Origin of the sequence: Winogradskyella ursingii, from assembly GCF_013403975.1 — a bacterium.
Classification (GTDB): Bacteria; Bacteroidota; Bacteroidia; order Flavobacteriales; family Flavobacteriaceae; genus Winogradskyella; species Winogradskyella ursingii.
This window is the reverse complement of record NZ_JABFDH010000001.1, coordinates 657,882-679,558: the sequence shown is the minus strand read 5'-3', so window position 1 is coordinate 679,558 and position 21,677 is coordinate 657,882. Positions and strand designations below refer to the sequence as shown.

General features: G+C 35.3%; 20 protein-coding genes. 9 read left to right on the top strand and 11 right to left on the bottom strand.

The genetic code is table 11. The features are described 5' to 3' along the window. From topA to HM983_RS03070, 3 genes are all read right to left on the bottom strand, one after another. Complete coding sequence (gene topA, locus HM983_RS03080) at positions 1-2,508, bottom strand: type I DNA topoisomerase (protein WP_179343922.1); 2,508 nt, start codon at positions 2,506-2,508, stop codon at positions 1-3. A gap of 153 nt (positions 2,509-2,661) precedes the next feature. Next, complete coding sequence (locus HM983_RS03075) at positions 2,662-3,903, bottom strand: LVIVD repeat-containing protein (protein ID WP_218841801.1); 1,242 nt, start codon at positions 3,901-3,903, stop codon at positions 2,662-2,664. A 75-nt stretch (positions 3,904-3,978) separates the two neighbouring features. After that, on the bottom strand, positions 3,979-4,782 hold the full coding sequence (locus HM983_RS03070; RefSeq protein ID WP_179343921.1) for a hypothetical protein: 804 nt from the start codon (positions 4,780-4,782) through the stop codon (positions 3,979-3,981). A gap of 143 nt (positions 4,783-4,925) precedes the next feature. On the opposite strand from HM983_RS03070, the gene miaB reads away from it, so the two are divergent. The 7 genes from miaB (at position 4,926) to groL (ending at position 11,657) form a co-directional block, all read left to right on the top strand. Continuing rightward, positions 4,926-6,371, top strand: coding sequence for a tRNA (N6-isopentenyl adenosine(37)-C2)-methylthiotransferase MiaB (gene miaB, locus HM983_RS03065; RefSeq protein ID WP_179343920.1), 1,446 nt, complete (start codon positions 4,926-4,928; stop codon positions 6,369-6,371). An 8-nt stretch (positions 6,372-6,379) separates the two neighbouring features. Continuing rightward, positions 6,380-7,648, top strand: a complete 1,269-nt coding sequence (locus HM983_RS03060) for a sigma-54 interaction domain-containing protein (protein WP_179343919.1) — start codon at positions 6,380-6,382, stop codon at positions 7,646-7,648. A 33-nt stretch (positions 7,649-7,681) separates the two neighbouring features. Continuing rightward, positions 7,682-8,182: an LptE family protein gene (locus HM983_RS03055; protein WP_179343918.1), complete on the top strand. Its 501-nt coding sequence runs from the start codon at positions 7,682-7,684 to the stop codon at positions 8,180-8,182. Positions 8,183-8,185: 3 nt separating this feature from the next. After that, the gene (locus HM983_RS03050) at positions 8,186-9,112 is read left to right on the top strand and encodes a hypothetical protein (RefSeq protein ID WP_179343917.1); all 927 of its coding nucleotides are present in this window, start codon (positions 8,186-8,188) and stop codon (positions 9,110-9,112) included. Between the two features lies 1 nt (position 9,113). Next, positions 9,114-9,455 (top strand): preprotein translocase subunit SecG, encoded by a 342-nt coding sequence (gene secG, locus HM983_RS03045; protein WP_179343916.1) that lies wholly within the window; start codon positions 9,114-9,116, stop codon positions 9,453-9,455. A gap of 182 nt (positions 9,456-9,637) precedes the next feature. After that, positions 9,638-9,913, top strand: coding sequence for a co-chaperone GroES (locus HM983_RS03040; RefSeq protein ID WP_179343915.1), 276 nt, complete (start codon positions 9,638-9,640; stop codon positions 9,911-9,913). Positions 9,914-10,028: 115 nt separating this feature from the next. After that, a complete protein-coding gene (gene groL, locus HM983_RS03035; RefSeq protein ID WP_179343914.1) occupies positions 10,029-11,657 on the top strand; it encodes a chaperonin GroEL in 1,629 nt (542 codons plus the stop codon). A gap of 90 nt (positions 11,658-11,747) precedes the next feature. Here groL and HM983_RS03030 read toward each other — a convergent pair whose 3' ends face one another. The 7 genes from HM983_RS03030 to xrtF all read right to left on the bottom strand — a co-directional run bounded on the left by HM983_RS03030 (position 11,748) and on the right by xrtF (position 18,094). Next, the gene (locus tag HM983_RS03030; protein ID WP_179343913.1) at positions 11,748-12,641 is read right to left on the bottom strand and encodes a hypothetical protein; all 894 of its coding nucleotides are present in this window, start codon (positions 12,639-12,641) and stop codon (positions 11,748-11,750) included. 516 nt (positions 12,642-13,157) lie between these two features. Beyond that, a complete protein-coding gene (locus HM983_RS03025; protein ID WP_179343912.1) occupies positions 13,158-13,529 on the bottom strand; it encodes a heavy-metal-associated domain-containing protein in 372 nt (123 codons plus the stop codon). An 84-nt stretch (positions 13,530-13,613) separates the two neighbouring features. Continuing rightward, positions 13,614-15,848 carry a TonB-dependent receptor gene (locus HM983_RS03020; protein WP_179343911.1) on the bottom strand — a complete coding sequence of 745 codons (2,235 nt, stop codon included), beginning with the start codon at positions 15,846-15,848 and terminating at the stop codon, positions 13,614-13,616. Continuing rightward, positions 15,845-16,576, bottom strand: coding sequence for a heavy-metal-associated domain-containing protein (locus HM983_RS03015; protein ID WP_179343910.1), 732 nt, complete (start codon positions 16,574-16,576; stop codon positions 15,845-15,847). The genes HM983_RS03020 and HM983_RS03015 overlap by 4 nt, the downstream gene beginning before the upstream one ends. Before the next feature lie 90 nt (positions 16,577-16,666). Continuing rightward, positions 16,667-17,071, bottom strand: coding sequence for an HYC_CC_PP family protein (locus HM983_RS03010; protein WP_179343909.1), 405 nt, complete (start codon positions 17,069-17,071; stop codon positions 16,667-16,669). Positions 17,072-17,121: 50 nt separating this feature from the next. Beyond that, positions 17,122-17,550, bottom strand: coding sequence for an exosortase F system-associated membrane protein (locus tag HM983_RS03005; protein ID WP_179343908.1), 429 nt, complete (start codon positions 17,548-17,550; stop codon positions 17,122-17,124). Next, positions 17,543-18,094 (bottom strand): exosortase family protein XrtF, encoded by a 552-nt coding sequence (gene xrtF / locus HM983_RS03000; protein WP_179343907.1) that lies wholly within the window; start codon positions 18,092-18,094, stop codon positions 17,543-17,545. Before xrtF ends, HM983_RS03005 begins: the two co-directional genes overlap by 8 nt. A gap of 95 nt (positions 18,095-18,189) precedes the next feature. Here xrtF and HM983_RS02995 point away from each other — a divergent pair, with 95 nt between their 5' ends. Then, positions 18,190-18,645 carry a GAF domain-containing protein gene (locus HM983_RS02995; protein ID WP_179343906.1) on the top strand — a complete coding sequence of 152 codons (456 nt, stop codon included), beginning with the start codon at positions 18,190-18,192 and terminating at the stop codon, positions 18,643-18,645. Positions 18,646-18,685: 40 nt separating this feature from the next. Here HM983_RS02995 and HM983_RS02990 read toward each other — a convergent pair whose 3' ends face one another. After that, positions 18,686-19,939, bottom strand: a complete 1,254-nt coding sequence (locus HM983_RS02990; RefSeq protein ID WP_179343905.1) for an ABC transporter permease — start codon at positions 19,937-19,939, stop codon at positions 18,686-18,688. A 143-nt stretch (positions 19,940-20,082) separates the two neighbouring features. Between HM983_RS02990 and purH the strand changes: the two genes are divergently transcribed. After that, positions 20,083-21,612: a bifunctional phosphoribosylaminoimidazolecarboxamide formyltransferase/IMP cyclohydrolase gene (gene purH / locus HM983_RS02985; RefSeq protein WP_179343904.1), complete on the top strand. Its 1,530-nt coding sequence runs from the start codon at positions 20,083-20,085 to the stop codon at positions 21,610-21,612. The last annotated feature ends 65 nt before the right edge of the window (positions 21,613-21,677 follow it).

Sequence of the window (21,677 nt, the reverse complement as noted above, 5' to 3'; positions counted from 1 at the left end):
CTATTTCTTTTTTGTTGTTTTCTTTTTTGTAGGTTTTTTTCTAGATTTCTTCTTTGGCGCCTTTTTTTCTATGAGTTCCTTGGCTTCATCTAATGTCATTTCGCTAACGTCTACCGTTTTTGCCAATTCAACCTTAGTCTTACCCTTAATTACATTGTGTCTTCCCCATCTCGCTTTTTCTACACGAATGCCTTCATCCTCCCAATTATGTATAATCTTATCTTTCTCCTTTTGAATTTTTTCTTCAATCAAAGTTACAATGTCTTCCTCAGATAAATTATCCCAATCGTACTTTTTATTGACATTGATAAACATATTGTTCCATTTAATGAATGGTCCAAAGCGTCCTTTTCCTTTAGTCACCTCTAAACCATCATACACATAAATAGGTGCATCTGCTTTTTCTTTCTCCTTTATATATATCATCGCCTCATCCATTTCAACACTTAATGGATCTACACCTTTTGGCAGGGAGACGAATTTTTTACCAAAGCGAACGTATGGTCCAAAACGCCCAATGTTCACCTCTACTTCTTCTTCTTTATAATGACCTAATGCTTTTGGAAGCTTAAATAGATCCATTGCTTCATCGTACGTAATGGAATTTAACTGCTGGTCTGGTGCCAAACTTGCAAATTGAGGTTTTTCCTCTTCGTCTTGAGTTCCCAATTGTACCATAGGCCCAAATTTACCGAGCCTTACACTGACCTGTCTTCCTGTTTTAGGATCTGTACCTAAAATGCGTTCGCCAGATTCACGTTCGGCATTTTCCTGTACATCTTCGACTTGTGGATGAAAGCCTTTATAGAAATCTTTCATCATAGCTCTCCAGTCTTCCTTCCCTTCAGCTATGTCATCAAAACTTTCTTCTACCTTTGCAGTGAAATTATAATCGAGAATACTTTCAAAATGATTAACTAAAAAGTCGGTTACAATCATGCCAATATCAGTTGGCACCAACTTGCCCTTAGCAGAACCTGTCGTTTCGGTTAAAGTTTTATCTTCAACACTATTTCCTTCCAGTACGAGCTGCTTGTATGTTCGTTCATCACCTTCATGCGTACCTTTTTCTACATAATTTCTATTCTGGATTGTAGAAATGGTCGGTGCATATGTAGAAGGACGTCCAATCCCCAATTCTTCTAATTGCTTAACCAATGAAGCCTCTGTAAAACGTGCTGGTGGTCTTGTAAATCGTTCGGTTGCAGTGATATATTTATTTTGTAGAGCCTCACCTACTTTCAAATCTGGCAAAATGCCTTCCTGCTCTGTATCCTCATCATCGGTGCCTTCAAGATAAACTTTTAGAAATCCATCAAAAGTTATAATTTCTCCATTAGCCGTAAATTGCTCGCTAACTTTTTTATCTGAATTAATTTGAATCTTAAGATTAGTACGCTCTAAATTAGCATCACTCATCTGGGATGCAATGGCACGTTTCCATATCAAATCGTACAACTTGGCCTGGTCACGCTCAGCTTTTACGGTATGATTTTCGAAATTGGTTGGCCTTATAGCTTCGTGAGCTTCTTGAGCTCCTTTTGATTTACCTTTGTAGTTTCTTGGCTTACTGTATTTTTCACCGTAAGCGGATTCGATTTCGTTCTGTGCTCCTTTTTTTGCTTCATCAGAAAGATTTACACTATCCGTTCTCATATAAGTAATAAGACCAGACTCGTAAAGACGTTGAGCATTACTCATAGTTCTGCTTACCGAAAATCCTAATTTTCTCGACGCTTCTTGCTGTAAAGTAGATGTTGTAAACGGTGGAGCTGGTGATTTTTTAGCTGGTTTCTTCTGTAAATCCGCTACTTCGTATGAGGCTTTAATGTTAGCGTTTAAAAAACCAAGAGCTTCCTTTTCCGAATCAAAATTCTTTGGCAACTTGGCTTTAAATGAGCTACCATTTTCAGCTTTGAATTCAGCATCAATCCTGAATGATGCTTGTGCTTCAAAAGCTTGAATATCTCTTTCACGCTCAACTATGAGTCTCACAGAAACTGACTGAACTCTTCCAGCAGAAAGACCACCTTTTACTTTTCTCCATAATACAGGTGACAATTCGTAACCAACAATACGGTCCAACACACGTCTTGCTTGCTGAGCATCCACTAGATTATAGTCAATGTTTCTCGGATTTTCTATGGCTTTGTTGATTGCACTTTTAGTAATCTCGTGAAACACAATTCGTTTTGTTTTCTCCTTGTCTAAATCTAAAGTTTCTGCCAAATGCCATGCAATTGCTTCTCCCTCCCGGTCCTCATCACTGGCCAACCAGACCATATCGGCTTTTTTTGCCAAGTCCTTTAATTTCTTAACGACATCTTTCTTGTCTTTTGAAACTTGATATTTGGGCATAAAATCACCTTCTACATCAACTCCTAATTCTTTTGACGGAAGATCTGCGATATGCCCAAAACTGGACTCTACCTTATAATCTTTTCCTAAAAATTTTTCTATGGTTTTTGCCTTTGCAGGTGACTCAACTATGACTAGGTTTTTTGGCATTCTTTATTTTTTTGAGGTTACAAATGTATATGAAAATAAATTTACAAACCTAATTTGGTCTTAAATACAGTACATTTTATCGTGATTTTACATTTAATAGTATCAAAAAAAGCCTTTCAATTGAAAGGCTTTTAAAATAAAATTCACGATATTTTAATTCAGCATAAATGTGCTTATCAATTCAATTGAGTTTTCGTTATTATATTCATATTGATAGAGTGCATTTTCAGAAATCATAAGCAATCTATCTTGCAGCGGAATTACATCGGTAGCTTGGACATCACTAAAATCTGCCACAAGCTGAAGGTCTAAAGGATTGGATTTGTCGTACACCTTTAATCCAGATGCCCCATCGCAAACAAACAATCTATCGGAGTTATATCCTAACCCATAAGGGCTATCTAAGTTATGACGTGCCGCCAAGACTGGATTGGACTTATCGCTAACATCAATGACCTCCAAAACACTTAATTCTTGTCCGCACTCATTACCACCTCTTAAAGTCAAATAGGCATAATCACCATCGACAACAACAGGGTCACAACCTTGCCAATGATTAAATTCTGATATAAACTGTGGATTTGCAGGATCTTGAATACTATGAATATACATACCATTATCACCTCCTAGATACAGGTATCCATCAGAATGAAACATGGTTTCTATATTCCAACCAGCGTGGTAGCTATTAACAAATGTGGGTAGAGCTAAATTGGAAATGTTGAAGGCATTTAATTCGTATTCTCCAACGGTATATAAATAATCTTCAACAATTTGAAAACGTGCTAAGGAGCCACCTGTTCCTACCGCATTACCTCCTTGAGAAGCATCATTATTAGAAAGACTATAATAATCTTCATTATAGTTTACCGCAAACTCTCTTTCTTCATAAGTCCAACCGACAATTACCTCAGTGTTTCTATCGTAATTTTCAAAGTCGATAAAAGCATTATTAGCGGCTGGTATGGTGTACTCAAAATAATAGTCAAAAACATCTCCCAAGCGTTCAACCTCTTTTATATTATTAATATCAGAAATGTTGAAGACCACCAAGTCGATGGCATTATCAGCAAATAAATAATTATTCTTTATAGCAATATCCTCATTACCTGGTATATTGATAAAACTTATAAATTGAGGTGATAAAGGATTTGTATTATCTATCACATGGACGCCTTTGAGCTTTTCATTGATAAATATATAGTTTTGATAGGCATAAATTTTACCAACAGCTTCTATTGGCTTAGGAGATTTCACTTCTACTTTGGCTCTCCATTCTGCTTTTGAAATTGTTTCAGGAATTGCCACAGTAGCAATAAACGTTTCTGTCTGAGTTTCATAAGTATCGCATGACCAAATAAGCGATAAGGCTAATACAAGAATCAAGTTTTTCATGATTGAAGATATTTTTTGGTTGTTAGTTTGTAGTATACTTTATTAATAAGATACAATAACCATCAAAAGGTTGCGTCAAATTGTAGTGTTTTCTTCAATTTGAAGCGATTGATTTTCATCTTCAAAACCTATAATTTCTCTATAGATTACATAAGTTGGTAAATAGCTAAAAGAAGAAGTTACATATATACCAACAAAACACATTAACATACCTACGATACCAGCTAATAAACCACTAACAAATAATAATCCAAAAGTGATGAGCCATTTTTTATTACCAAGTTCAAAACTTAGCTTTATTATATCCGAAATTGGCATATTTGGATTAAATGCAAAAATCACTACCATAAAGCTCAACGGTACAATTGCGTAAAGCAATGGCAAAAAGCACAATAAGACTGCAAGTAATGCAATACCAGTAAGTGCTAGAGAAATGAGAATCGTTTTTTTAAGATATGGCTTTTTAAAGAAATAGAAATAATCTTCCCTACCCATTTGTTCCAGATCCTTAAATTTACAAATTCTATAAAAAGCAGCCTTTAACCCAAAACTAATGGCTCCCATTGCTACAGCAAAAAAAATATAAAGTATTACCATAACACCTATTAATATTGGACTCATTTCTGATTGCGTATACTGATCATAAGAATTGTATGTGTTATAAGAGTCGTAAGAATTAAACGATGTCATAACACCAGATAACAAAAGAGGGATATAAATAATCATCATTACAGGTATAGCTAAAACCATGTTCAATAGAATGGTAACTAAACCTTGAACCCAAACTTTCTTAAAAAGCTCGATAGAAGAATTAAAAATATCCCCAAAGTCTAAATCTTTGGCATTCTGAATTCGGCTTTGAATTTGCTCTAATTTCATATTTTATACTATTGGTTGGTATATCAAAAGAACGGCATTTTCATGAAATATTCAAATAAATATTGTGTCTGCCACTTTGTCACAACGTATAAATAAACGTATCTTTGCATGCTTATTGAATCTCAAAGATTTCAACTTTATTGATGGAAAAAACAATAGACGAAACAAAACAAGGACAAACCTTAATTATAAATCCTAGAAAAGAGAATAACAAAAAACTCTTTATAGAAAGCTATGGCTGTGCTATGAACTTTAGTGACAGCGAAATTGTAGCTTCCATTCTGTCTAACGAAGGTTTCAATACCACTCAAAACCTAGAAGATGCCGATTTGGTTCTGGTGAATACTTGCTCAATTAGAGATAAGGCAGAACAGACGGTAAGAAAACGCTTAGAAAAATACAATGCTGTAAAACGAATCAACCCAAAAATGAAAGTGGGTGTTTTGGGCTGTATGGCAGAACGCTTAAAAACCAAATTTTTAGAGGAAGAAAAAATTGTGGATTTGGTCGTAGGGCCAGATGCTTATAAAGACTTGCCAAATCTCTTGGCCGAAGTTGATAAAGGTAGAGATGCTATAAACGTGATTCTCTCTAAAGAAGAGACTTACGGAGATATTTCTCCCGTGAGACTTAACACCAATGGCGTTACTGCTTTTGTTTCCATAACCCGTGGTTGCGATAATATGTGTACATTTTGTGTCGTTCCATTTACAAGAGGTAGAGAGCGCAGTAGAGACCCACAAAGTATTATCGAAGAAGTTAATGATCTTTGGTCCAAGGGTTACAAAGAAATTACACTTTTAGGACAGAACGTGGACAGTTATTTATGGTATGGAGGCGGATTGAAAAAGGACTTTAATAAAGCGTCTGATTTTCAAAAAGCGACTGCTGTAAATTTTGCCAACCTTTTGGAGCTTTGCGCAAAAGCTCAACCCAAAATGAGAATTCGATTTTCAACCTCCAATCCACAAGACTTAACGCTGGATGTAATTGAAACGATGGCGAAATACGATAATATATGTAAGCACATTCATTTACCTGTACAGAGCGGAAGTGACCGTATTTTAAAAGCAATGAACAGACTGCACACTAGAGAGGAATATTTTGAACTCATTGATAATATTAGAAGAATCATCCCAGATTGCTCTATCAGTCAAGATTTAATTGCTGGGTTTCCTACCGAAACTGAGCAAGACCACAGAGACACTTTGAGTCTAATGGAACGTGTTAAATACAATTTTGGATATATGTACATGTATTCTGAACGCCCTGGCACTATGGCTGGTCGTAATATGGAAGACGATATACCTGAAGCTACCAAGAAAAGACGTTTGGCGGAAATCGTTAGTTTACAAAGAGAACATTGCGAACTAAAAACTAAAGAGTTCCTCAACACAACTGTTGAAGTTTTAATTGAAAGAGAATCAAAAAAATCTGATGCCGAATGGTCCGGAAGAACATCACAAAATGTGGTTGCAGTATTTCCAAAAGAAAATTATAAGATTGGGGATTTGGTAAATGTTCATATATCGGATTGTACGAGTGCGACTTTAATAGGAATGGCAACTGGCCTTTCATTCAATAATTAAAAAATCCAATGGAATCAATTCAAGCCATAAAACAACGCTTTGGTATTATAGGAAATGATCCTAAGCTCAACCGTGCCATAGAAAAAGCCATCCAAGTATCACCGACTGATATTTCGGTATTAGTCACTGGAGAAAGTGGTGTAGGTAAAGAAAGTATTCCTAAAATTATACATCAACTCTCGCACCGAAAACATGGAAAGTACATTGCCGTGAACTGTGGTGCAATTCCCGAAGGCACCATTGACAGTGAACTTTTTGGTCACGAAAAAGGTGCATTTACTGGTGCTACACAAACCCGTTCAGGTTATTTTGAAGTTGCAGATGGTGGCACTATTTTCTTGGACGAAGTTGGAGAACTGCCACTTACTACACAAGTACGATTGCTTCGTGTTTTGGAAAATGGTGAATTTATAAAAGTTGGCTCAAGCAAGGTACAACAGACCAATGTGCGCATTGTAGCTGCAACAAATGTTAATATGTTCGAGGCGATTAAAAAGGAAAAGTTCAGAGAAGATCTATACTATCGTTTGAGCACAATAGAGATTAACATTCCTCCTTTACGTGACCGAAAAGAAGATATACACTTATTATTTAGAAAATTTGCAAGCGACTTTGCGAGCAAATATAAAATGCCTACTGTAAAATTGACAGATGAAGCTGTTCACCTACTGTTAAAATACCGCTGGAATGGCAATATCAGGCAGTTAAGAAATGTTGCCGAACAAGTTTCTGTCCTAGAACAGAACCGTACTATTAATGGCAACACACTAAAAAACTATTTACCGGATGCTGGAAGTAATTTGCCTGCCGTAATTAATAAATCTAAGTCCGAAAGTGATTTTAGTAGTGAGCGTGAGATTTTATACAAAGTCCTTTTTGATATGAAAAGTGACCTCAACGACCTCAAGAAACTCACTATGGAACTTATGAAAAATGGTGTTGATGGTAATGTAGAAAAAGACAACGAAAAGTTGATTCAGAAAATCTATGGAGATGACGATAAAGATGAAGACTTTGAGAATGCTGTAGAGGATTTAGAAGTGCTCTCAATTCCTGAGAAATCTGAAAATGTGACACCTACCTCGCACGAACCAGAAGACAAGTATTATTTTGCAGAAGAAATTGAAGAAGAAGAAACCCTATCTTTACAGGATAAAGAATTAGAACTAATTAAAAAATCCTTAGAGCGTCATGACGGTAAACGAAAATTGGCGGCCGCAGAACTTGGCATCAGCGAGCGCACCCTTTACAGAAAGATAAAACAATACGATTTGTAAATTTAGCGTTAAGCATTAAAGTTTATACTATATATGAAGTTACCAAAATTCATTCTCATTCTTTTTGCAACGCTAACTCTTACAGGTTGTGGGATTTATTCCTTTACGGGAATCAGCACCAATGCAGATTCGTTTCAGGTCAATTACTTTCAGAATAATGCACAATTGGTCGAGCCTGGATTGGACCTGCTTTTTAGAAATACTCTTCAAGATTTAATTGTGAACCAGACCAGTTTAAATTTGGTCAACTCTGGTGGAGAAATCATTTACGAAGGCGAAATTACCGAATATAGAATTGCACCAATGACGGCAACTGCACAAAACACAGCTGCACAAAATAGGTTGACCATTGGAGTTAACGTAAGATATTACAACACACTCAATGAAGAAAAAGATTTTGAAAGAAACTTTTCATTCTTTTATGATTATCCTGCCAACGCTCAATTAGTTGGTGGGACAAAAGACGAAGCTTTTGAGATTATTTTTGAACGTATTACACAAGATATCCTAAATGCATCTTTAGGCGATTGGTAGCTTATGCATATAAATGAACTCACATATCTGTTACAGCATCCCGAAGCCATTACGGCAAATCAGACGGAAGCTTTGTCGGCTCAATTACAAAAATATCCTTATTTCCAGGCGGCACATGCGCTACACCTCAAAGGATTAAAACAGAAAGAGAGTTTTAGATATAATAATGCACTAAAAATTACGGCAGCACATACTACGGACAGAAGTGTTTTGTTCGATTATATCACGTCTGAAGTTTTTAACCAAAACGAAATATCTCAACAAATTCAGCAGAATTCGGACACCATTAGAAATTTAGAAGTCAATGGAATTGACGATATTTCGGTAAATAAAAGTGTTACAATTGACGAAAAATTAAAAGAACACATTAAAGCAACAGAGGGTGTTTTGGATCCTAATTTATTTGAAGAAAAATATATCCCGAACCAAAAAATTGAAACACAACCTTTAAAGCTTGAGGATTCAATTATTTCTGTCGATGTAAAAAATATAAAGCCCGAGGAACAGCTTAAAATCGGCAAACCATTAGAGTTTGATAAATCCGAGAATCATTCTTTCTCGGAGTGGTTAAAAATTACAAGTTTCAAGCCTATTAAAAGAGATTCAGAAGACATTCAACAAGAAAAATCAGAATCAATTTCCCCGCCGATTCAGGATAAATTGGAGATCATTAATCGCTTTATCAGTGAAAACCCAAAGATAAAACCAGTCACGTCCAACAGTCCAAAACCTAAGCTGGTTAATAACGATGACGCCGTTTCCGACAGTCTCATGACTGAAACTTTGGCACGAATTTATCTCGAACAAAAAAACTATGATAAAGCCATTCAATCTTATAAAATTTTAAGTTTGAAATATCCAGAAAAAAGTAGTTTCTTTGCACACCAAATTAAAGCGGTAGAAGAACTAAAAGAAAATAACAATACATAACATGAGTACATTTGTAATCTTTTTGATATTAATTGTGATAGTGGCTTTTTTATTAGTCGTTGTCATTATGGTACAAAACCCTAAAGGTGGTGGTTTATCTTCATCTTTTGGTGGAGGAGGCACACAACAATTAGGTGGCGTAAAGAAAACTGGAGACTTTTTAGACAAAAGTACTTGGGCATTGGCAACAGCGCTTATTGTACTCATATTAGCATCTAATTTAGCTATTGACAGTGGGACAACTGCAGAATCAAAAGCGTTGGACACTGAAGAGACAACGGACTTACCTGTTCTTCCAACACCTTCTGCCAATGATTCAGGAACCTTAAATGATTCTTTATAATCTGTAATTAGATTTAAATATATAACGAAGAGCCAACTATTATAGTTGGCTTTTTTTATGTCTTCTATTTATGTCTGAAAGTTTGTCAGTCATTGCGACTTGGCACAATTTTCGAAACCCACACAACAGCCTGTCAATAGATAGGAAAGTAATTTAATTAAACAACTAAAAATAGATTTAAAATGAGTTTAAACATTAAACCTTTAGCAGACCGCGTTCTTGTAGAACCTATGGAGGCTGAAACTAAAACAGCTTCTGGAATTATCATTCCCGATAACGCAAAAGAAAAACCGCAAAAAGGGACTGTTGTAGCAATTGGCAATGGTAAGAAAGATGAACCTATCACAGTAAAAGTCGGAGACACTGTTCTTTACGGAAAATATGGTGGAACCGAATTAAAACTTGAAGGTAAAGACTATTTAATGATGCGCGAGAGCGATATTTTGGCGATTATTTAAATTGCTATTAGCTTTTGGCAGTTCGCCTTTAGCGGTATAAAAATTTCATAATAATATTAACTAATTATTTTAGCTCATAGTCAATGGCTATCAGCTAAAAGCAAACATAAAAACAATGGCAAAAGATATAAAATTTGATATTGAAGCACGCGACGGTATAAAACGTGGTGTCGATGCTTTGGCAAACGCAGTAAAAGTAACCTTAGGTCCTAAAGGACGTAACGTAATTATTGGTAAATCCTTCGGAGCACCACAAGTCACAAAAGATGGTGTGTCTGTAGCAAAAGAAATTGAGCTAGAGGATGAATTAGAAAACATGGGAGCGCAAATGGTAAAAGAGGTGGCTTCTAAAACTAACGATTTAGCTGGTGATGGTACAACAACCGCAACAGTTTTGGCTCAGGCAATTGTAAAAGAAGGTCTTAAAAATGTTGCTGCTGGTGCAAATCCAATGGATTTAAAACGTGGTATTGACAAAGCGGTTGAAGCTTTGGTAAAAGATTTAGACAAGCAATCTCAAAAAGTAGGTAACGATTCTGATAAGATTAAGCAGGTTGCCGCAATTTCAGCGAACAACGATGATACTATTGGCGAATTAATCGCCAAGGCTTTCGGAAAAGTTGGTAAAGAAGGTGTGATTACTGTTGAAGAAGCAAAAGGACTTGATACTTACGTAGATGTGGTTGAAGGTATGCAGTTTGACAGAGGATATCTCTCACCTTACTTTGTAACAGATTCCGATAAGATGATTGCAGATTTAGAAAATCCATACATCTTATTATTCGATAAGAAGATTTCTAATTTACAGGAAATTCTTCCAATATTAGAGCCAGTAGCACAGTCTGGTCGTCCGTTATTGATCATCGCAGAAGATGTTGAAGGGCAAGCTTTAGCTACATTGGTTGTCAATAAGCTTAGAGGTGGACTTAAAATCGCTGCTGTTAAAGCACCAGGTTTTGGAGATAGAAGAAAAGCAATGTTAGAAGATATCGCTATCCTTACAGGAGGTGTGGTAATTTCTGAAGAAAGAGGTTTCTCTCTTGAAAACGCTGATCTTTCTATGTTAGGTACTGCTGAGACCGTAACTATCGATAAGGATAATACTACAATTGTTAATGGTGAAGGAAAAGCTGCTGACATTAAAGCACGTGTTAACCAAATAAAAGCACAGATTGAAACTACGACGTCTGACTATGACAAAGAAAAGCTTCAAGAGCGTTTAGCTAAATTAGCTGGTGGTGTAGCCGTACTTTATGTAGGAGCTGCTTCTGAAGTTGAAATGAAAGAAAAGAAAGACCGTGTAGATGACGCTTTACACGCAACCAGAGCTGCCGTAGAAGAAGGTATTGTTGCTGGTGGTGGTGTCGCTTTTGTACGTGCCAAAAAAGTTTTAGAAAAATTGACAACAGACAATTTAGACGAATCAACTGGCGTGCAAATTGTAAACAAAGCTATTGAGGCACCATTGAGAACCATTGTAGAAAATGCTGGTGGAGAAGGCTCTGTAGTTATTAATAAAGTAATGGAAGGCAAAAAGGATTTTGGTTACGATGCTAAGTCAGAAACTTATGTAGATATGCTAAAAGCTGGTATCATCGATCCTAAAAAAGTAACACGTATCGCTTTAGAAAATGCTGCTTCTGTTGCAGGCATGATCTTAACGACAGAGTGTGCTTTAGTAGATATTAAAGAAGATGCTCCTGCAATGCCAATGGGTGGCGGCGGAATGCCAGGCATGATGTAATGGCAAATCGCTATAGATAATTATTGGCTAAGGTCAATAAAATTTTAAAAGCTCTTGATGAAAATCAAGAGCTTTTATATTGATAATTATTTACTGGTATTGGTAAGTCAGCACTCTATCAATAGGAGTCATAAAAAACATTTTGTTTTTGTTTTGTTTTATCAACCTTTCTTGTTCATCAAACTCATAGGATGCGGTCAGCGTTATCGTAGTATTATCTGACATTAATGTATAGGTATAACCAGATAAATAGTTGGTTCCTAATTCCGCTAATTGCTTAAACGCGTATTCACCAATTTGACTAAGCATAATATTGTTTCGCCACTCTGGTCCAAAACGATAACGCTCTTTTTGGTAAGGTTCTGAAGCTAATTCACTTGTATAAACAAATGAGGCAGTTCCTTTAATTTCTGATCCGTTATAAGCAATAAAATTTACTAAATTCCCATTTTCGTAAGATGCTTCCCAAGAAGTTTCGTTATCTAAACTCATGCATCTGATTATTTGGTTATCCCCGTTTAGGTTAAAAACCAAATCATTTTCATTTGCAATACTTCCATCCTCATTATACGTAGTTCTTGTATGAAATATTTCATTATCAATATATTCATAGGAGCGATTAAAATCTTGAATGTTGTTTGAAAAATCACCAGCAATATTAATAATGCGATCATCCGGATCATAATCGTAGGTTTCTAATCCTCTAAGTGTACCATCGTTATAATATTCTATTAAAACGATTTTCCCGTCTTCAAATGTTTGAACTTGGCTGGAACCAATATCAGATTCAATTTCGGTGTTCAAATTATTATTCAATGTATACCTATAATTTACTCCAACTGGATCATTATTTATTTTAACAACTTCATTAATTGAAACCAGTTGTTCATTATCAGTTGTAAAATTGTCAATGGATTCATTATCACAAGATGAAACTAAAACTGTTAGAAGGACTAAAGCAAAAAAATTGAGAGTGATTTTCATAATAGTAAGTATTAAAATTAGTTAGACCTGTCAAATGTCACAACAATCATACCGCTAATAACAATTTTCATCTTAGTATTTTTAATCGCTCCAACATTAAATACCTTGCTTTAGTTATATCATTCTAAAATAAAACAATCTAACTTTTATCGCAATAAGAATTTTCTAATCGAATCTGTCTGTTGCTTTTTTAGTTTTATCAGAAAATTTTAATGTTAATCAATCATATATTTCAATTGATATTGTGGTTGGTAAAAATTCAATTAAAAATCAATTAAATTTTATTTCTTAAACTTAATATGTAAATCACTAAAATGAAAAAATTTAAGAATGAAAATACGCCTTTAAAGTTGAAAAACTTTTGAAAAACATGATGCAAGCCATAAGACGTTCTTTTGTAATTAAAAAGGAAGCCACTGAACTAGGTATAAATATTTCCGAGGGTATTTTGAAAGTATTAGAGTAAAACAAAAAAGCCCGAATTTTCATTCAGGCTTGAGTATTTAGTTCAAATTTCTAATTCCCATCTCCCTTTTCCTTCTTATGGTCTTTTTTGACTTCATCATCTCTGTATTTACAACATGGGTGTACAGAATTATAAGCTTTTTCAGTTGCTTTGATTTCTTTAGTATCATGGCCAACGGCAGCAATATTTTTTGATATGGCTTTTACATTTGTTTTACGCTCATCAAAAATGAGTTTTAATTCGTGAGTATCTACATTCCAAACGGCAGATTTTACGCCTTTGGTCCTTATGGCTGCTTTTTCAATGCGTTCTTTGCACATCATGCACACGCCATCGACTTCCATGGATGCTTTTGCATTTTTGTTTTGGGCGAAGGTGATTGTTGTGATTAACAACGTGAATATTAGTGTTATTTTTTTCATTATTTTATGTTTTTGATTCCATTAAAATGGACATCTGTTTTACTTTGTTAATATCTCTATTTATTCCTGTGCAGGGATGACGTTTTATTTTATCCGATACCGCAGTCCTGCGTAATACATACTCCCAAAAATTGGGCCATATACAAAATTACTATCAAAATTTGAACCAAACGGATTGTCTGCACTAACAATTGGGTTAGGTTGCTTTACATTGGTTACGTTTTCGCCTCCTATATATATTTCAAATTCAGGTGAAAATACTTTCGTGACCTGTAGATTTAACGTCCCTACAGTTGGTGTGCGTTCTGATAATTGAAACTCGGAAGGACTTAAATCCGTATTTGGATAACGCTGCGAACTTAACCAATTGTATGTGGCATCAAACTTCCATTGACTCCCGTTCTCTTTTTCATTGGTTTCATACGAAGTATTTGCAAACAATCGGTTTTTTGGTGTCAATGGTTTTTCAAGTTTACCTGAATTATAATCCGTTTGTACATCGTAATACTTGTACGCAGTCCGCAAATCAAAACCTTTAAACAAATTATAGTTGAACTCAAATTGAAAACTATTGGCATAGCTATCGCCTTCCAAATTATAAAAGTTAATTTCAAAAGGGTTTTCCCAATCCACGACCACTTGATTTTTAAAATCGGTTCTATAAAAGTCCAACGTGATATCTGCTTTTCGTTCAAACAAATTAAAACCTTGCAGATAGCTAAAGCCGTAATTCCAAGCGATTTCCGGGTCTAGACCGTAAATACTTCCACCAGAATTTAAAATATTAATTTGTCTTGAACTAGAAAATAGGTTCTGATTTTCAGCAAAAATGTTGGCACTTCGTTTTCCTCGTCCGACTGAAAAACGCAATGCTGATTTTTCCCAAGGTGTATAACGCATATGCAGCCTTGGCGTCACAAAAAAGCCCAATCTATTATGTTGATCTGCTCGTAAACCTGCTGTTAAGGTCAACTTATCCAAATTGTCATAAGCATATTCAAAAAACGCTCCGACCGAATTTTCGGTACGCTCAAACGTATCGGTATTTACCAACTCGTCATAATGGTCATACGTAAAACTCAAACCGGTTTTTATCTTATGGCGAGAATCTGTGATAATACTGTTGTACACCAAGTTGGAGTAAAAACTGTTATGTTCTATATCATACAAATTCAACCCAAAATAAGAATCCTGTACGTGGCGGCTAAACGCGGCTTGAAAGCCCAAACTCTGGTAAGGAATTTCAGGATTTACGTAACCTAATTTTGTAGTGACTTCAAAACGTTCCGTATCAATTTCACTTCCCCAGAAATTTGTGGTACCTCTATCGGTTTCGGGATCAAAGCCTATTTGACCAGACTGAGTATTGTCATTAAGGTAACGCAGATTAATAAAACTCACAATCCCTTTTTTGCCATTGGTATATTGCCAACGATTCATGATATTAATCTGCTCTTTAAGTGGCACATCTAAAAAGCTATCGTCATTCTTATCAAACTTTTGATTACGTAAGTTGCCATGCAAATACAAGCCAGTACTCCACTTATCTGAAACCTGTTGATTGATGTGCGTATTAAGCTCTAAACGACCATTGACACTGCCATAGGCATTCACAAATAATTTATCGTCTGTTGTAGGTTTTACCAGTTCTGCATTAATTTGCCCTGCGATACTCTCAAAACCATTGACCACACTTCCCGCACCTTTGGTAATCTGAATACTCTCTACCCAAGTACCAGGTATAAAACTGAGTCCATAGGCTTGTGAAGCACCTCTGATAGCGGGTACATTTTCTGTTGTGATTAAAATATATGGCGAATCCAAGCCTAACATTTTAATTTGCCGCGTTCCTGAAACCGCATCAGCAAAATTAACGTCGATTGATGGGTTGGTCTCGAAGCTTTCCGAGAGGTTACAACAAGCTGCTTTGAGCAATTCGTCACTACTTACAAAAAGCGTATTTTCTGCTTTTAGGTAGGATCTGGCCGTAGCTTGGTTTCTGGATTTCACAACCACTGCATCTAACTCCGATGATGCCTGCAATACATGTTTAATGTATTTATTTTCGCTTACTTTTATTGTATCGGTTTTAAAGCCCACATAGCTAATCACCAACTTCTCAAACGAAAATTTATATGGTAATGCAAACGTACCATCGTCATTGGTAATGGTCCCAACCGATGAACCCGACCAATACACATTGGCACCTGGTAATGGACGTTCTTTGTCTGAACTCGACTCCAAAACAATCCCTTTTAATTGCTCTTGCGAAAAAACAACCAATGGCAAAAATGTTAGTAGAATAACTAACTTTTTCATATAGAAAATGTTTTAGTAAGCATGATAATTGCCATAATAATCATAATGGTATTTTCAATAAATGTCGCTTTGGTCATTGGCAAATTAAGTGCTGTGCCCAAACAAGCGCATTGAATACTCTTTTTGCTTAACAAAGTTTTTGTGACTCCAAAAGTAGTAATACCTAAAATCACAATTGTAAATATTAATGCTATATCAGTTTGAAAACGCATAAGGAACATTAACCCTAAGGCTACTTCAATAAAAGGATAAATCCATCCGTAAGCAGGAACCGCTTTTGCCAGAGGATCGTACATTTTAAAACTTTCTGGAAAGCCTTTTAAATCCAACAACTTAAAAAAGCTGAAAACGATATAAAACAGTCCCATAAAATCGAGCATAAAACTACTACCATCCCACGGATTGATATTCAATAAAATTGAAGCAATTGTGATGTACCCAAAAATTAGGAACAAAGGGAACAATTGCTTCAAATCGCTTTGTTTTTGTTCCGTTTTAGCTGACGAACTGAATACGTTTTTCTCTTCTTTTCTTGAAATTTGATATTTATCAGAAAGTGCATCCTGAAGTGCATCAACTTCAATATGCGATGTCATTTTAATTTTTGCTGTTTTTTCTTCTAGATTTACAGAAACATCTTCAACATTTGATAATGCTGAAAGCGATTTTTCAACCGAAGCTTTACAGTTATTGCAGGTCATGCCTGAAACATTATATGTATGTGTCATTTTTTTGATTTTTTAAAATGTAGTAATAAATTAAGTTACCTCAACTTTCAAATAGAGCATAGTCGAAATGCTTAAAAAGCTAATTTAAAATCAAATCAGAAAAGTCTCGTGCAAAACATGTATTTCGGCAACGAGATTTGGAGCGGAATAATCTTTATGTGGAATTATTTGTTTAGACAGACTCTCAAAAAGCGCTTCAAAACTAAAAACGAAAGACTTAAAAAATACAACTTGTGACGACGACAGCTCTTTCTCAGTAGTGATTTTTAAATCGTCCTGACCTTTAACTACATCGACCTCATCTTTGCAACATGATTTATCCAAAGCTACAGCTTCAGACAAGTCCATTCCGCATTTCTGAACTTCAGAAAAAACAGACATATCAACCAGACTATCACCACAATAATGTTTTTCAACCGTAAAGGAGAATGTTGAAAACACTACCATTACAGACAAAATCAAAGAAGTAATTCTATTTAAAATCGTCACTTGCATAATGCGAAATTAATAAATTTTAAAATATCTAAATTTGATTTAGAAAACTATTAACGTTTCAATTTATGGTAATAAAACGCTGGTAATAAAATAATTAACAGAATTGGCTGGATTAAAAATCTTCTCAGGTTAAAGAATAAGTAATAATCTTCCTGCTTCGGGTTGATGACAAAATACATAAATGGAATTATAAGTACCACGAAAGAAATCATATATATAATCAATGAAAATTTTATAATACTTCTATCTCGAAAGAACAAATACAATATACCTAATGAAGCCAATGTATTCATCAAAAATCGAAGACTTGTAAAGATTGTTAACTTGGCAACTTCGCGTCTTGGATTATCTATGTACAAATAATCATTCTCAAAAAATGAGAGGTATGGGTCATAAAAAAGTTCATCTTGAAATCCTCGGATAGCAACTAGCACAAAAAAAAGTAGACCAATTAGTATGTAGCGGACGGTTTTAGACATTCTGTTTTATGGATTTTGAAAAACGATTTACCCAAAACATCCACAACAAAAATACGATTCCATAAATGAGCATTGGAAAAATAACAGTGTGTAAGATTTCTTCGTGCTCAGGATAATGATACAGCCCGATAGACAATACAACAATTCGAATTAAATTAAAAATATAGATAATGACACTACCAACAAAACAGTATAACAAAGTAGTTTTTAACCGTCCAGAAAACGCAATGATAAAAGAGACGAAGAGGTTAATAATACTAATAGCGTTGCAACCCTCAATAATCCGTGCCAAATATTTGTTATTTAGAATCAACTTCATGGATGGCTCATTAGGATGCGGCAGTATCTGGGCATCATAACCAAAACTATTGAGCAGATGTTCTGTTTGTTTGGCTACTAAATGGGTGGCGTAATCTGGGTAGAACTTGGTTCCCGTGGAGAGATTTAAATAGAGGTTATAGCCAAAAGTAAGCACTCCGTAGACTAATAAAAAGAGTAAAATAAATCTAATGACTAATTTGTATTTTATCAGCAATGCTTTCAATGCAAAAACTTATTTCAGGTTGATGTTAAAATTACAATAAACAATAATTCAATATAGTCGAAATTTAGATACTTTTGCCAAAAGTTTTCAACCCAATGACCTTACAAGAATTAAAACCAGAAGTAAAATCCATTATCAATAAAGAGCATCTTAGCACAGACGAGCGCTTGCTAAAAATTTGCGAACTTTTAGAAAATACTGTTCCCTATTACAACTGGGTTGGTTTTTATTTTAAAAACGGTGATAAAAACGAACTGAAGCTTGGGCCTTATGTTGGTGAGCCAACTGACCATACCATAATACCTTTTGGCAAAGGGATTTGCGGACAAGTAGCAGTTAGTAATAAAAATTTTGTGGTACCAGATGTTGCCGCCCAAGACAATTACATCGCCTGTAGCATTACGGTAAAAGCAGAAATTGTTATCCCGATTTTTGTGAATGGTGAAAATATTGGGCAGATAGATATTGACTCTAACACACCTGACCCTTTTACTGAAGCTGACGAACGATTTTTAGAATTTGTTTGTACTCAAGTGGCTTCAATTCTCTAATATAAAAAAACATGAGTATTTCTGTTTTTCTACAGAGATCTTACATTCCAGTTCTAATTGCTTCAACGGGATCCAATCGTGATGCCGAAATCGCAGGAATTACACCCGAAATTAAGCCGATTAAAGTAGAAAGTGCAAATCCTAAGAACATGTTCCCGAATGAGAGCACGAATTCAAATTCTTCGCCCACTACTCCATTCATAATTTGAGCAATAATCCAGACAAATGCCAATCCGACCAAACCACCAACAACGGCAAGAATAATAGCTTCAAACAAAAACTGAAACAAAATAAATCTGTTTTTGGCGCCCAATGATTTTTGGATTCCGATTAGGTTGGTACGCTCCTTAACACTCACAAACATAATATTGGCAATACCAAAACCACCAACCAAGAGTGAGAAACCACTTATGACCCAGCCAATTAAATTTAATGAAGCAATAATTCCGTCTACGAAAGAGACTAAACCAGCTAATTTATTGATAAAGAAATTATCATCCTCATCTGCTTTTAAACCTCTATGTGCTCTAAATTTTTGAACCAAGACTTGTTCAAACGCAGCAATATCAACTCCTGATTCTGGCTTAATAACTACAGCTCCAGGAAGACCATTGACACCTCCATTTCTAAATCGTCGCACAAAATTTGCAGGAACAAAACCTTTTCCATCTGGCGAATCACCTAATCCTGTACCATATTTTTTAAGAACGCCGATAACAGTTAATTTTCTACCGTAAACTCTTACTTGCTTTCCTATTGGATTGAGGTTATCGAACAGGTTTTCTGCCAATTCTGATCCAAGCACAATGACTGGGGCACCTGTTTCGGATTCCATTTCAGAATAAAATCTACCTTCTCCAATTTTTAAATCGTCAATTTCATATATACCGTGCGAAACAGGTGTGATGTTAATATTCGTCAACGTTTCTGCCTGATACCTCACTGTTTCACCTCCACCAAAGATAACGTAGGCCGAAGCGGCTATATTAGGGACATTTCGTTTTACAAATTCATAATCTCCGTAATCGGTTTGAGGAAAGTTATCTCGTTTCCATCGTGGCACTTCAGTTGGACCAAATGAAAACTTGGTTAGATAGATTGTATTTTTATCTAGACCAGATAGGCTATCTTTAATATTCTTGTCCAAAGAGTCGACTGCTGCTAATACCGCAATAATCGAAAAAATACCAACGGTTACTCCCAAAAGTGACAAAAACGTACGGAGTTTGTTGTTTCTAAGTGCATTGATTGCAAATGACAAACTCTCTTTAAATACTCTTAAATAAACAAGCATGGACTTATATTTTTATCGCGATTTAAAGATAGGACGTTTTCAACAATTTATTGTTACAAAAAAATGGAACAAACTGCATTTAACACTTCGCTTATCGTTTTGAATATCCGTATTTTTGCAGTTTTAAATCACAATGCATCACTATGAGCGAAAAAACTATTTCTTCAGCCTTAATTTCTGTATTCAACAAAGATGGGTTGGCACCAATTGTAAAACGATTGGACGAACTTAACGTCACTATTTATTCAACTGGTGGCACCGAAAAATTCATCAAAGATTTAGGCATTACTGTTGTGCCAGTGGAAGATGTAACGTCCTACCCTTCTATTTTGGGTGGTCGAGTAAAAACATTACATCCAAAGGTTTTTGGCGGTATTCTGAACCGTCAGAACAATGAATCCGATGTAAAAGAATTAGCCGAGTTTGAAATCCCACAAATTGATGTGGTCATTGTAGATCTATATCCATTTGAAAAAACCGTTGCTTCAGGCGCTACTAATCAAGATATTATTGAAAAAATTGATATCGGTGGTATATCTTTAATAAGAGCGGCAGCAAAAAATTATGCTGATGTGACCTGTGTTTCATCGGTTGATGATTACTCGGAATTTCTAGAATTGCTGAATACTAAAAACGGCAAAACGTCAGAAGAAGATCGTAAGAATTTTGCTGCAAAGGCATTTAATGTTTCTTCTCATTATGATTCTGCTATTTTTAATTATTTCAACAAAGACCATAAAATTCCATCTCTAAAGATTTCTGAAAATAATGGAAAAGTGTTGCGTTATGGTGAAAACCCTCACCAAAAAGGATTCTTTTTCGGAGATTTTGATGGGATATTCACCAAGCTTCATGGCAAAGAATTGAGCTATAATAATTTACTTGATGTAGATGCTGCAGTGAATTTAATCATGGAATTTAAAGGTGAAGACCCAACATTCGCTATTCTTAAACACAACAACGCTTGCGGTTTTGCACAGCGTAAATCAGTACACCAAGCTTATTTAGATGCATTAGCAGGAGATCCAGTTTCTGCTTTTGGTGGTATTTTAATCACCAATACCGAAATTGACAAGGCTGCTGCTGAGGAAATTCATAAATTGTTTTGCGAGGTAGTTATTGCACCTTCATTCAGCGATGAAGCATTAGAGATTTTGAAAGGAAAAAAGAATCGTATCTTATTAATCTTGAATGATGTCGACCTACCAAAAACTACTGTTAGAACTTGTTTGAATGGGGTTTTGGTTCAAGATAAAGACAACAAAACCGATAGTTTAGATGATTTAAATACGGTTACTGAAACAGCACCAAGCTCTAGTGAACTTGAAGATTTAATTTTCGCTTCAAAATTGTGCAAGCATACCAAATCCAATACTATTGTAATAGCAAAGAACAAACAACTTTGTGCCAGTGGCACAGGACAAACGAGCCGTGTTGATGCTTTAAACCAGGCCATACACAAAGCTAAGTCCTTTAATTTTGATTTGAATGGAGCGGTTATGGCGAGTGATGCATTTTTCCCTTTTCCGGATTGCGTGGAGATAGCAGATAACGCAGGAATTAAAGCTGTTATTCAGCCAGGAGGTTCAATAAAAGACGAGTTAAGCATCAATTATTGTAATGACAATAAAGTATCAATGGTATTTACAGGTACACGTCACTTTAAGCATTAAAAGGTATTTGTTTTTGCTAATTAAATGTCCATATAACAAAAGAAACTATTCTGCGTTTAAAAAGA